The 12,359-nt window shown below is 70.9% G+C and carries 9 protein-coding genes; 5 read left to right on the top strand and 4 right to left on the bottom strand.

All coding sequences use genetic code 11. From position 1 onward, the window contains the following. Positions 1–209: 209 nt before the first annotated feature. On the bottom strand, positions 210–848 hold the full coding sequence (locus ACO2TI_RS12230; protein WP_423284658.1) for a response regulator: 639 nt from the start codon (positions 846–848) through the stop codon (positions 210–212). Positions 849–862: 14 nt separating this feature from the next. Then, a complete protein-coding gene (locus tag ACO2TI_RS12225) occupies positions 863–1,801 on the bottom strand; it encodes a sensor histidine kinase (RefSeq protein WP_423284656.1) in 939 nt (312 codons plus the stop codon). A gap of 197 nt (positions 1,802–1,998) precedes the next feature. On the opposite strand from ACO2TI_RS12225, the gene ACO2TI_RS12220 reads away from it, so the two are divergent. From ACO2TI_RS12220 to ACO2TI_RS12200, 5 genes are all read left to right on the top strand, one after another. Continuing rightward, a complete protein-coding gene (locus tag ACO2TI_RS12220) occupies positions 1,999–3,297 on the top strand; it encodes a TIGR03862 family flavoprotein (protein WP_423284655.1) in 1,299 nt (432 codons plus the stop codon). A gap of 33 nt (positions 3,298–3,330) precedes the next feature. Then, complete coding sequence (gene bioB, locus ACO2TI_RS12215) at positions 3,331–4,323, top strand: biotin synthase BioB (protein ID WP_423284654.1); 993 nt, start codon at positions 3,331–3,333, stop codon at positions 4,321–4,323. Positions 4,324–4,508: 185 nt separating this feature from the next. Continuing rightward, a complete protein-coding gene (locus tag ACO2TI_RS12210; protein ID WP_423284653.1) occupies positions 4,509–5,552 on the top strand; it encodes an acyltransferase family protein in 1,044 nt (347 codons plus the stop codon). A 67-nt stretch (positions 5,553–5,619) separates the two neighbouring features. After that, complete coding sequence (locus ACO2TI_RS12205) at positions 5,620–7,947, top strand: Tex family protein (protein ID WP_423284652.1); 2,328 nt, start codon at positions 5,620–5,622, stop codon at positions 7,945–7,947. A gap of 53 nt (positions 7,948–8,000) precedes the next feature. After that, a complete protein-coding gene (locus tag ACO2TI_RS12200; RefSeq protein ID WP_423284651.1) occupies positions 8,001–8,531 on the top strand; it encodes a superoxide dismutase family protein in 531 nt (176 codons plus the stop codon). Positions 8,532–8,541: 10 nt separating this feature from the next. Here the strand turns inward: ACO2TI_RS12200 and mdoH are convergent, their stop codons facing one another. Beyond that, entirely contained in the window at positions 8,542–10,782 is a 2,241-nt protein-coding gene (gene mdoH / locus ACO2TI_RS12195; RefSeq protein WP_423284650.1) for a glucans biosynthesis glucosyltransferase MdoH, read from the bottom strand. Next, entirely contained in the window at positions 10,755–12,308 is a 1,554-nt protein-coding gene (locus ACO2TI_RS12190; protein ID WP_423284648.1) for a glucan biosynthesis protein G, read from the bottom strand. The genes mdoH and ACO2TI_RS12190 overlap by 28 nt, the downstream gene beginning before the upstream one ends. Positions 12,309–12,359: the final 51 nt, after the last annotated feature.

Here is a 12,359-nt window from a genome sequence, read left to right as displayed (position 1 = left end):
TTTCAGAGGCGACTCGGGTGAGACGTCGCGGGTAGCGCGCTGCGTACCTGACAGACATCGTTCAGGATTGGCAGCGAATCGGCAGTGACCTGATGGCTGCCAATCTCAATTGCCGAGGCAATTCGTTGATGCAAGGGCCCGATGGTCAAGCAGCGACGCGCTGCCCAGTTGGGCAGCCGATCGCGGCGTTTGCGCGAGTTCCGACTGCGTCAGATCAGCCCCTCGTGCATCGCATACCGTGTCAGCGCCGCGATGCTGGTCAGGCGCAGCTTGCGCATCAGATGCTCACGATGCGTGCCCACCGTTTTCACGCTGATGGCGAGCTTGTAGGCGATCTGCTTGGTCGTGTAGCCCTCGGCCAGCAGCTGGGCGATCTCGCGCTCGCGCGGCGTGAGTGAGGCGCGCGTCGACGTGGCCCGTGTCGTGCCCTGGCGGCACTGGGTCACGACGATCGAGGCGATCGCCGGGCACAGGTAGACCTGGTTGGCCGACACGGCCCGCACGCAACGCGCGAGTTCGTCGAAGGCGCAGCTCTTGAGCACGTAGCCGGCCGCGCCGGCCTCGATGGCGGCACTGACCATGTGAGACTCATCGTGGATCGAGACGCACACGACCTTGGTGTCGGGCAGGGCGCCGACGACACGGCGCGTGACGTCGATGCCGTTGAGGCTGGGCATCGTGAGATCGGTGATCACGACGTTGGGACGAAGCTCGCGCGCCATCTCCACGCAGGCCAGGCCGTCGCCGGTCTGGCCCACGAGGTCGATGCCTTCTTCGCGCATCAGCAGTTCCGCCATTCCCTGGCGAAAGAGCTGGTGGTCGTCGGCCAGCAGGGTGCGGATCGGCATGTCGAAATGTCCTTTCAGGAAGGCCGGTACTGCGCCTGGGATGGCAGGGGTAGGAGGAGGCTGCACAAGGTTCCGCCGCTCGGGCTCGGCGCGATGCGCAGCTGCGCGCCGAGCGCGTCGAGCTGATGGCGGATGCTGGTGAGCCCAAAGCCACAGGGCTCGTCGCGCGACGCCTCGCTCACGATGCCGCGGCCGTCGTCGCTGACCTCCAGCCGCAGCTCGCCGGACAGGCAACTCATGCTGGCATCGATGCGATGCGCCCGCGCATGCTTGCAGGCGTTGACGATCAGCTCGCGCGCGGCGCGCAGCACGACCGCGGCGGTCGAGGGCATGAGCGCAGGGCGCTCGCCCTCGCAGCGAAACACGATCTGCTGTCCGAAGCTCGCGCCGAGCTCGCGGCAGTGATGTTCGATCGCCGCGGCCATGTCGAGCCCGTGCTCCCCGGGGCGCGCCAGCTCGAAGCAGGTGCGGCGCAGTGCGGTCGATGCCTGGCTCATCACGGTCGACAGCTGCGCTGCGAGCCGGCTCGCGTTCGGCGACAGCGGCGTCAACGTCAATTCGGCCAGCCTGATCTGGGCCAGCGCGACGAGTTGGCCGAAGTCGTCGTGCAGTGCGCGGGCCAGGGAACGGCGGCGCTCCAGTTCGGCGGCCGCCGCGGCCTCGTGCAGCGCGCGCATGCGCGCTCCTGCGCTCACGCGCCGGTGCTGCGAGGGTGCAGGCGCTGAGTGGCCATGCGCGTCTGCCCGGCCTCGCCGCGCCTGATCCGGATGCTTGCCGCCATGGAACATCACGCGGCAGTCGCCGGCCGCCTGGGTGCCTGCTGCGGCGCTGTGGGTGCGGCGCGTGCTGGATGCGCGTTTGCCGCGTTGACGATCGATGGTCATGTGTCCCCTCTGTACGCTGGCCCGGTTCGATTGCCGGTGGTCCTGCGGAGCATCGCGCCACGCCGGCAAAGGCCGCAAGCGGTGGGGAGCAGCGGTCAGTGATTCGTCACGACTCGGTCACCGGGTGCCTGCAATCCATGCTTGCGCAGTTGCCGATGAATGGCGTCGCTGTTGCGTTCCGACCGAGATGTCGCATTGGCGACAGTCATCGCGAAGCGGTCGCCCGGGCCGGCCCGCGGGCGACTGCGTGGCACACTGCCGCGCCCATGAACGCCGCACCGAACGACCACGCACCGACGCAGCCATCGCGAGCACGCGTGGCGGTCGTCGGGGCCGGTCCGGCCGGCCTGGCCGCGGCCGAGGCCCTGGTCTCGGGCGGCGTGCAGGTCGACGTCTACGACGCAATGCCCTCGGCGGGCCGCAAGTTCCTGCTGGCGGGCAAGGGCGGTCTGAACCTCACCCACAGCGAGCCCTTCGCGGCCTTCGTCGAGCGCTTCGGCGAACGCGCGTCGGCGCTCGAGCCGATGTTGTTGCGCTTCGGTGCCGACGAGCTTCGCGCGTGGGCTGCCGGGCTGGGCATCGACACCTTCGTCGGCACCTCGGGGCGCGTCTTTCCTCGCGACATGAAGGCCGCGCCGCTGCTGCGCGCATGGCTTCACAGGCTGCGCACGCTGGGCGTGTCGTTCCACATGCGGCATCGGTGGCTGGGTTTCGACGACGCGGCGGAGCACGGCGTGCCGGCGCTGCGCATGAGCAGCCCGACCGGCGAGCTGCGCGTGGCCGCCGACGCGGTGATGCTGGCGCTCGGCGGCGCCAGCTGGCCGCGACTCGGCTCGGACGGCGCATGGTGGCCGCAACTCGCCGAGCGCGGCATCGCGCTGGCCCCGCTGCGCCCGTCGAACTGCGGCTTCGACGTCGCCGCAGCGCCCGGCGGCGGCTGGAGCGCCCATCTGCGCGAGCGCTTCGCCGGCGCGCCGATCAAGCCCGTCGTGCTGACGTTTCAGGGCCGCGATGGCGCGCGTTTCCGGCGCCAGGGTGAGTTCGTCGTGACGCAAGGCGGCATCGAAGGCAGCCTGGTCTACGCCGCCTCGGCGCTGCTGCGCGACGAGATCGAGGCGCATGGCGACGCGACGATCGAGCTCGACCTGCTGCCCGATCGCAGCGCCGAGTTCGTCGCGGCCGAAGTGGCGCGGCCGCGCGGCAGCCGCTCGCTTGCCACGCACCTGAAGAGCCGACTGGGCATCGATGGCGTGAAGTCCGCGCTGCTGGTCGAGGTGCTGGGGCGCGACGGCGTGCACGATGCGGCGCGCGTGACCGCCACGCTCAAGGCCCTGCCGCTTCGGCTGGTGGCGGCGCGCCCGATCGCCGAGGCGATCAGCAGTGCCGGCGGCGTTCGCTTCGACGCGCTCGATGATCGGCTCATGCTGCAACGTCTACCGGGCGTGTTCTGCGCCGGCGAGATGCTTGACTGGGAGGCACCCACCGGCGGCTACTTGCTGACCGCTTCCTTCACGACCGGCCGCGCCGCAGGTCTGGGTGCCCTGAAGTGGCTCGCCCGCCTGTGATAGAACCGCCGGATTCCCGATACCGCGTCTGCCATGTCTTCCGTGACCCACCCCATCGAGATCGTCCGTCCCGCCGCTCGGGCCGCTGCGCCGCAGCGCTGGAGCGTCGATGCGATCGAGGCGCTGTTCTCGCTGCCCTTCAATGACCTGATCTTTCGCGCGCAGCAGGTGCACCGCGAGCACTTCGACCCGAACGCGGTGCAGCGCTCCACGCTGCTGTCGATCAAGACCGGCGGCTGCCCCGAGGACTGCGCCTACTGCCCGCAGTCGGTGCATTACGACACCGGCGTCGAGGCCGACAAGCTGATGGACGTGAGCGCCGTGCGAGCCGCCGCGCAGGCCGCGGTCGACGCCGGGGCCACGCGCTTTTGCATGGGCGCGGCCTGGCGCGAGCCCAAGGACCGCGACATCGAGAAGGTGGCCGAGCTGATCCGCGAGGTGAAGTCGCTCGGCCTCGAGGCCTGCTGCACGCTGGGCATGCTGAGCGAATCACAGGCTCACGCGCTCAAGGATGCCGGGCTCGACTACTACAACCACAACCTCGACACCGCGCCAGAGGCCTACGGCCGCATCATCTCGACGCGCGTCTACGAAGACCGCCTGCGCACGCTGGCGCACGTGCGCGACGCGGGCATGAGCGTTTGCTGCGGCGGCATCGTCGGCATGGGCGAGAGCCGCCGCGAGCGCGCCGGCCTGGTGGCCCAGCTGGCCAACATGGAGCCGAGCTACCCCGAGTCGGTGCCGATCAACGAACTGGTGCAGGTCGAAGGCACGCCGCTGGCGCATGTCGACAAGCTGGATGCCTTCGAGTTCGTGCGCACCATCGCGGTCGCGCGCATCACGATGCCCAAGGCCTACGTGCGGCTGTCGGCCGGGCGCCAGCAGATGAGCGAGGCGGTGCAGGCACTGTGCTTCCTGGCCGGCGCGAACTCGATCTTCTACGGCGACAAGCTGCTGACGACGGGCAACCCGGACGTCGAGCGCGACGAGGCGCTGTTCGAGAAGCTGGGCCTCTCGGCCTGCTGAAACCGTGCGTGCAGGGCCGTCTGCAGGCGGCCCCGAACGCCGCTGCTCTCGACCGCTGCGGCCCTCTCTGGCCACCGTTGGTCGGGCGGCGCGCGCAACGCCCGATTGCGTGGTCGACAGCGTCGTGCAAGCCAACTAAGGTGCCGTATCCGTTTGTAAGCAGTCGTACGGGAAGCGCAGCACCAATGGGTTCCTCCTCCAGCCACCGCCTCGATTGGGTCGACTACGCCAAGGGCATTTGCATCGTCGCGGTGGTGATGATGTACGCCGCCCGCGACTTGCATCAGGAACTCGGGCAACTGGGCCGGGCGCTGCCGCCGGCGAACTGGCTTGACGAGCTGGTCGAGTTCGCGCGGCCCTTCCGGATGCCGGACTTCTTCCTGATCTCGGGCCTGTTCCTCGCCCGCGTGATCGACCGTCCCTGGCGCGCCTACCTCGACAAGAAGGTCGTCCACTATCTGTACTTCTTCGTGCTGTGGAGCGCGATCATCTTCGCGGTGCGCAGCGCGGCGCAGTCGTTCGACCGCATCGACGCACTGGCGCTCGAGTTCCTGCGCTGGATGGTCGAGCCCTACGCGATGCTGTGGTTCATCCAGCTGCTGGCGGTGTTCTTCGTCTTCACCAAGCTCACGCGGCGCGTGCCGACCTGGGCCATGCTGGCCTTCGGAGCGGGCTTGTTCATCTCGGAGTTCCGCAGCCCGATCCACCAGCTGCAGAACTTTGGCGAGCGCTTCGTGTTCTTCTATGCCGGCTATGCGTTCGCGCCCTGGTTCTTCAAGCTGGTGGCGTGGGTGCAGACGCATCGCGGCGCGGCCGTGGTCGGGCTGATCGCGTGGGCCGCGGTCAACGGGGTTGCCGTGGGGCAGGGGTGGTCGCATGAGCCGGTCGTCGCGCTCGCGCTCGGCCTGGCCGGCGCCTGCGCGGTGATCTCGATCAGCGGGCTCCTGAGCCTCGTGCCATGGATGGGGTGGCTGCGCTACCTCGGGCAGCAGTCGCTGGTCGTCTATGTCGGCTTCTACATCCCGCTGGCGGCGATGACGCGCTGGCTGGTGAGTTCGGGCTGGCCGGTTTTTAACGGCTGGGGCGGCCTGGCCATCACGGCCTTCGGCATCCTGGCCGCGCTGTGCCTGTACTGGGCGGTGCGCGGCACCTGGCTGCGCTGGCTGTTCAAGCGCCCGGCCTGGGCGCACCTGGACCGCGAACGCCCCGCAGCCGTCGTCGCGAGCTGACGCCCTTCCTGTCTGGCTAAACTGCGCGGCTTTCGATCCCGGCTCCCGTACGGGGAGCCTTCTCGCCTTGGAAAAGATCCTGCTGCAGATCGCGGCCGAACTGAAGGTTCGGCCGGCTCAAGTGAATGCCGCCGTCGAACTGCTGGACGGCGGGGCCACGGTCCCCTTCATCGCCCGCTACCGCAAGGAGGCCACCGACGGCCTCGACGATGCCCAGCTGCGCGATCTCGAAAGCCGCCTGGGCTATCTGCGCGAGCTGGAAGAGCGCCGCGCCGCGGTGCTCAAGAGCATTGACGAGCAGGGCAAGCTCACGCCCGAGCTGCGCGCCGCGATCGAGGCCGCGCCGACCAAGCAGGAGCTCGAGGACCTCTACCTGCCGTTCAAGCCCAAGCGCCGCACCAAGGGCATGATCGCGCGCGAGGCCGGGCTCGAGCCGCTGGCCGACAAGCTGTTTGCCGATCCCTCGCTCGACCCGCAGGCCGAGGCCGCGGCCTTCGTGAATGCCGAGGCCGGATTCGCCGATGCCTTCGCGGTGCTCGACGGCGTGCGCGACCTGCTGTCCGAGCGCTGGGCCGAGGACGCGGCCCTGGTCGGCCTGTTGCGCGAATGGCTGTGGAGCGAAGGCCTGCTGCGCTCCAAGCTCGCCGACGGAAAGGACGAGAACCATCCGGATCACGCCAAGTTCCGCGACTACTTCGACTACGACGAGCCGATCCGCACCGTGCCTTCGCACCGCGCGTTGGCCGTCTTTCGCGGCCGCACGCAGGAGATCCTCGACGCCAAGCTGGTGCTCGACGAAGAGGTCGAAGTCGGCAAGCCAGGGCTGGCAGAGGGCCGCATCGCGCGCCACCTCGGCTGGAGCCACGCCAAGCGCCCGAGCGACGACCTGATCCGCAAGACCATCGCCTGGACCTGGAAGGTCAAGCTTTCGCTGAGCCTGGAGCGCGACCTGTTCGCGCGCCTGCGCGAAGAGGCCGAAAAGGTCGCGATCAAGGTCTTCGCCGAGAACCTGCGCGACCTGCTGCTGGCCGCGCCGGCCGGCAAGCGCGTCGTGATGGGCCTGGATCCGGGCATCCGCACCGGCGTGAAGGTCGCGGTGGTGTCCGACACCGGCAAGGTGCTCGACACCAGCACGGTCTACCCGCACGAGCCGCGGCGCGACTGGGAGGGCTCGATCCACACGCTGGGCCGGCTGTGCGCGACGCACGGCGTGAACCTGATCGCGATCGGCAACGGCACCGCCAGCCGCGAGACCGACAAGCTCGCGGGCGACCTGATCAAGAAGATCCAGCAGCTCGCGCCGGGCACGCACATCGAGAAGGTGGTCGTCAGCGAGGCCGGCGCCTCGGTCTACTCCGCCTCGGAGTTCGCCAGCAAGGAGCTGCCCGACCTCGACGTGAGCCTGCGCGGCGCGGTTTCGATCGCGCGGCGCGTCCAGGATCCGCTGGCCGAGCTGGTGAAGATCGATCCTAAGTCGATCGGCGTCGGCCAGTACCAGCACGACGTGAACCAAAGCGAGCTCGCGCGCACGCTCGACGCCGTGGTCGAGGATTGCGTGAACTCGGTCGGCGTCGACCTCAACACGGCGTCGGCACCGCTGCTGTCGCGGGTGTCGGGCCTGTCCGGCGCGGTCGCTGCGAGCATCGTGCGCTGGCGCGACGCGAACGGCGCGTTCCGCAACCGCCAGCAGCTGCTCGACGTGGCCGGCCTGGGCGCCAAGACCTTCGAGCAGGCGGCCGGCTTCCTGCGCATCCGCGACGGCGACAACCCGCTGGATCTTTCGGGCGTGCACCCCGAGACCTATCCGGTGGTCGAGAAGATCATCGAAAGCGTCAAGCGGCCGGTGAAGGAGCTGGTCGGCAACAGCGACGTGATCCGCAAGCTCAAGCCCGAGGCCTTTGCCGACGAGCGCTTCGGCGCGATCACGGTGAAGGACATCCTGGCCGAGCTCGAGAAGCCCGGTCGCGATCCGCGCCCGGACTTCAAGGTCGCGCGCTTCAACGACGGCGTCGAGGACATCAAGGACCTGCAGCTAGGCATGACGCTCGAAGGCACGGTCAGCAACGTCGCGCAGTTCGGCGCCTTCGTCGACCTCGGCGTGCACCAGGACGGCTTGGTCCACGTGAGCCAGCTGTCGAACAAGTTCGTCAACGACGCGCGCGAGGTCGTGAAGACGGGCGACATCGTCAAGGTCAAGGTGCTCGAGGTCGACCTGGCCCGCGGGCGCATCTCGCTGACGATGAAGCTCGACGCGCCCGTGCGCTCGGGTGGGCCGGACAACGCCTACCGCCCGGCCGGTCGCAACGAGCGCTACAGTGCGCCACGGGGCGCCCAGCAGGCGGCGCCCTCGGCGATGGCCGCGGCCTTCGCCAAGCTGCAAGGCGTCAAGCGCTGAGCATCGCGCGGCCCGCTGGGCCTGTCGATCGGACGAACAAGAAGGAGCGTCGCATGAAGACTCATCGTTTGCTTCCGGCGGCCCTGGCCGCGCTTGCCTGCGCCGGCCTGGCCGGCTGCGGCGCAATGCCTGGCTCGGCGCCCGCCGCGCGCGCCGAGTTGAAACCCACGACTGGCAACACGGCTTCGGGCGTGGTCGACTTCAGCCAGGCCGGCGGCGGCGTCGCGGTGGTCGCCAAGGTCAGCGGCCTGAAGCCCGGTCAGGAGCACGGCTTCCACGTGCACGAGAAGGGCGACTGCTCCAGCGGCGACGGCATGAGCGCCGGCGGCCACTTCAATCCCGACGGCCACCCGCACGGCCCGCAAGACGCTGCGCACCACGCGGGCGACATGCCGTCGCTGAAGGCCGACGCAAACGGCAACGCCGAGGCGCGCTTCACGCTGACCGGCGTAACGATCGGCAGCGGCGCGACCGACCTGGTCGGCCGCGGCGTCATCGTCCACGTGCAGCCGGACGACTACAAGACCCAGCCCACCGGCAATGCCGGTGCGCGCATCGCCTGCGGCGTGATCCTGAAGCGCTGAGCGAAGCCGCTCAGATCGCCGCGGTGGCTGCCGCCGCGGCGCGGGCCGGCTCGGGCACGGGCCGCAGCGCCGCCTTGGCGCGCTGCAGGCGCGGCGCAGGCCCCAGCACGCGCGGCGCCGCTGCCGGGCTGGAGGCCATCAGCACGATGCGCTGCAGCTCCAGATGGTTGGCGGTCAGCGCGCTGTCGCCCATGCCAGTGGGCAGTGCGGCCGCCGTCAGCGCGGCGGCGCCGACGCCGGCCGCCACCATCGCGCGGCGCGCCAGCGCGAGCGCCGGCCTGCGACGCATGGGCAAGGCCGCCACGGCGCTCACACGCGGCGCCTGAACCGGCGGCTGTTGCGCCGCGTCAGGCAGGGCCGGCGGCATGCTGCCGGCATGCCATGCCGCGCGCAGCACCGGCGGCGTCTGCGATTCCTCGGGGGTCAGCAGCCAGCCGCGCCGGCGCAGCGCCTGGCCGATGCGCGCGCGGCTCGTCGCCACCGACAAGGGCACCGCGAGCAGCAGCGGCAGCGCCAGCGGCGCGATGCGCCAGGCCTGCGTGGGCCGCCCGGCGAGCAGCCAGGCGAACAGCCCGGCCATCAGCGCGCCGGCGACGCCGAAGCGCGCGCAGGCGTCGCGCCAGCCGATGTCCTGCGCCTCGCGCGAAGGCGAGGTCCACTGCAGTTTCAGCCCGGTGAGCGCGCCCAGCACGAACAGCGAATGCGCGACCATGCGCACCGGTGCCTGCAGCGCCGACAGCACGGCCTCGAGGGCGGCGCTGCCGGCCAGGCGCCAGGCGCCGCCGTAGGCGCGCTGCTCGCCTTCTTGCAGCACCAGCAGCACGCCGAGCAGGCGCGGCAGGAACAGCATCGCCAGCGTCGCGGTCCACAGGGCGAGCGCGGCGCCGCTCGGCGCGGCAGTGGCGCTGGCGTCGGCCAGCCACGGCAGCGCGCCCAGCAGCACGAAGGCCAGCCACAGGGGCGACGCCAGATAGGACAGGGCGCCCGTGAGGAACATCGCGCGGTGCACCCCGGCGAAGCCCGGCTCGGCGATCAGTCGCGCGTTCTGCAGGTTGCCCTGGCACCAGCGGCGGTCGCGCTGCAGTTCGTCGGCCAGGTGCGGCGGCTGCTGCTCGTAGCTGCCGTCGAGGTCGCCGACCAGCCAGACCTCGTAGCCGGCGCGACGCATCAACGCCGCCTCGACGAAGTCGTGCGAGAGGATCTCGCCGGCGAGTCCGCCGCGCCCCGGCAGCTTGGCCAGCGCGCAATGGCGCATGAAGGGCTCGACGCGCAGGATCGCGTTGTGGCCCCAGTAGTGCGATTCGCCGAGCTGCCAGTACGCGAGGCCGGCGCAGAACAGGCGCCCGGTCACGCGGCCGGTGAAGGCCTGGGCACGCGCATGCAGCGTGTCGATGCCGCCGGCGCGCGGCGCGGTCTGCAGGATGCCGGCGCGCGGATGCGCTTCCATCATGCGCAGCAGGCCCGACAGCGCCTCGCCGCTCATCACGCTGTCGGCGTCGAGCACCACCATGTAGCGGTAGGCGCGGCCCCAGCGGCGGCAGAAGTCCATCACGTTGCCGGCCTTGCGCTTGGTGCGCCGGCGCCGCCAGCGGTAGTGGACGCGCTCGCCGGCTTCGCCCAGCGCGGCGCGCAGCTCGCGCCACGCCGCCAGCTCGGCCTCGGGCAGGCCGGCACGGTGGCTGTCAGAGAGGATGAAGACGTCGAACAGCGCGGCGTCCGGCGCGGCCTGCAGCGACTCGATCGTCGCGCGCAGGCCGCCGAAGACGGTCGCGATGTCCTCGTTGCAGATCGGCATCACGATCGCGGTGCGGGCCGCGGGATCGAGCGGCGTCTGGCGGTCGAGGTCGCGCGCAGACAGGCCGTGCGGATCGCCGCGCTGCAGGCTGCGCCAGCCCATCACCGCGGTGATGCAGCCGGCCGCGATCCATGCGAACAGCAGCGCGAACAGCGCATCCTGGGCGATCTGCGCGGGCGGCGCATCGGCGATGTTCTCGGGCACCAGGAGCCACGTGGCCAGCGCCGCGCAGCCGGCCACCAGCGCCAGCAGCAACGCGCGGCGGCGCCCCGCCGCGGCGCGCCACGGCGCGTCGAGTCGGGTCGCGTTGCGCCGGCCCACCAGCGCGGCCAGCAGCGCGACCGCGAGGCCGGCCCAGAACCCGTGCCAGGCGCGCGGCGTCATCGCGCCGCGCAGCAGGGCCGGCGCCGTCGAGGCGCGCGGCACGCTCAGCGGGGAGGCATTGCGTAGGTCCATGTTTCGCTCAGGGTGTCGGGGCCGCGGCGCAGGAAGGCGCGCAGCTCCGTGGGCTTCGACGCGTCCAGGCGCTGGATCTTCAGCGTCAACCGCCAGCGGGTCGGCTCGCCCGGCAGCGGATGCACCGTGGCAACTCGAACGCGGGCGTTGTCGCCGGGGTTGACGACTGGCTCGGGTGGCGCCTCGCCGGCCAGCGCCGGACCGGCGAAGTCGATATTGAACTGCACTTCGCCCGGCGCTGGCTGCTCATAGCTGCGGCCGACGCGGGATTGCTCGACCCAGGCGCCGGGCGGGCGCTGCAGGTCGTCGCCCTGCCAGCGCATCGTGTAGGCAAAAGCCAGCGGCTCGCCCGGCTTGGGATAGACGGCGGGCACCCAGTACGCGGCGATGTTGTCGTTGGTTTCGTCCGGGGTATCGAACTGCAGCAGCTCGACGCGCCCGGCACCCCAGTCGCCGCGCGGCACGATCCACACGCTCGGGCGCTGGTCGTAGCGGGCCTCCGGATCCTCGTAGCTCGTGAAGCGGCGGTCGCGCTGCATCAGCCCGAAGCCGCGCACGCCGCGCGGCATCTGGAAGCTGGTCACGAAGGCGTGGCGCGGGTTGATCAGCGGGCGCCACAGCCATTCGCCGTCGGCGCTCTCGATCTGCAGGCCGTCGGAGTCGTGCACCTCGGGGCGGAAGTCGGGGTCGCCTTCGAGCCGGTGCGGCTGGTTCTCGCCGCCGAGGAACATCGTCGTCAGCGGCGCGATGCCCAGTGTGGTCACCGGCGGCTGAGCGCCCACGCGCAGGAAGACGCGCGCCTGCACGTCGACCTCGGTCGTCGTGCCCGGGCGCAGCTCGAAGCGGTAGGCGCCGGTGACGCGCGGGCCCTCGAGCAGGGCGTAGAGGGTCAGCGAGCGGGCGTCCTTGGCCGGGCGTTCGAGCCAGAAGGCCGTGAACGACGGGAACTCTTCCGGGCCGGCGCCGCCGGCTGTGTCGACCGCCAGCGCCCGCGCCGACAGGCCGTAGTGCTGGCCGCTGCCCACCGCGCGGAAGTAGCTCGCGCCGAGGAAGACGATCACCTCGTCCTTGTAGTCCTTGCGGTTGAGCGCGGTATGGATGCGAAATCCTGCGGCCTGCGCCGTCGTGGCGGCGGCAAAGGCGGGCGCCGCGCGACCGTAGTTGAACGCGCTGGGCGGCAGCACCAGCGGGCGCTCCTGGCCGTCGACGATTTCCTGCAGGCGCACCGCGTGCGTGAATCGCCGCCCGACCGAGAAGAACTGCAGCTCGTAGGGCAGCCCGGCATCGCGCCACCACGAAGCCTCGGTGCGAAAGCGGATGTCGCGGTACTCGTCGTAGCTCAGCGCGGCCGCGCGCGCGTCGATGGCCGGCGGCGGCGCCCGCCAGGGCGCGGCCGCCAGCGCGCGAGCGCGCGAGGCCAGCGTCTCGAGGTCGAAGGCGGCATGCGCCGAACCGTGCGGCCACAGCAGCGCCATGGGCGCGGCGGCCCACAACGCTCGACGACCGATCCCGAAGAGAGCGAGCACGGCTGTTTTTAGGTGTTGGAGGGTCAGGATCATGCGCCCGATTCTGGCGAT

Origin of the sequence: Caldimonas sp. KR1-144 (assembly GCF_049446155.1) — a bacterium.
GTDB lineage: Bacteria > Pseudomonadota > Gammaproteobacteria > Burkholderiales > Burkholderiaceae_C > Rivibacter.
The sequence above is the reverse complement of the archived record's forward strand: the minus strand, read 5'-3'. Positions and strand labels throughout refer to the sequence as shown.

Excerpts from the sequence above, each read along its gene's own strand:
- mdoH (WP_423284650.1), bottom strand. The coding sequence starts at position 10,782 with ATGGACCTACGCAATGCCTCCCCGCTGAGCGTGCCGCGCGCCTCGACG.
- ACO2TI_RS12220 (WP_423284655.1), top strand. The coding sequence starts at position 1,999 with ATGAACGCCGCACCGAACGACCACGCACCGACGCAGCCATCGCGAGCA.
- ACO2TI_RS12230 (WP_423284658.1), bottom strand. The coding sequence starts at position 848 with ATGCCGATCCGCACCCTGCTGGCCGACGACCACCAGCTCTTTCGCCAG.
- ACO2TI_RS12200 (WP_423284651.1), top strand. The coding sequence starts at position 8,001 with ATGAAGACTCATCGTTTGCTTCCGGCGGCCCTGGCCGCGCTTGCCTGC.
- bioB (WP_423284654.1), top strand. The coding sequence starts at position 3,331 with ATGTCTTCCGTGACCCACCCCATCGAGATCGTCCGTCCCGCCGCTCGG.
- ACO2TI_RS12210 (WP_423284653.1), top strand. The coding sequence starts at position 4,509 with ATGGGTTCCTCCTCCAGCCACCGCCTCGATTGGGTCGACTACGCCAAG.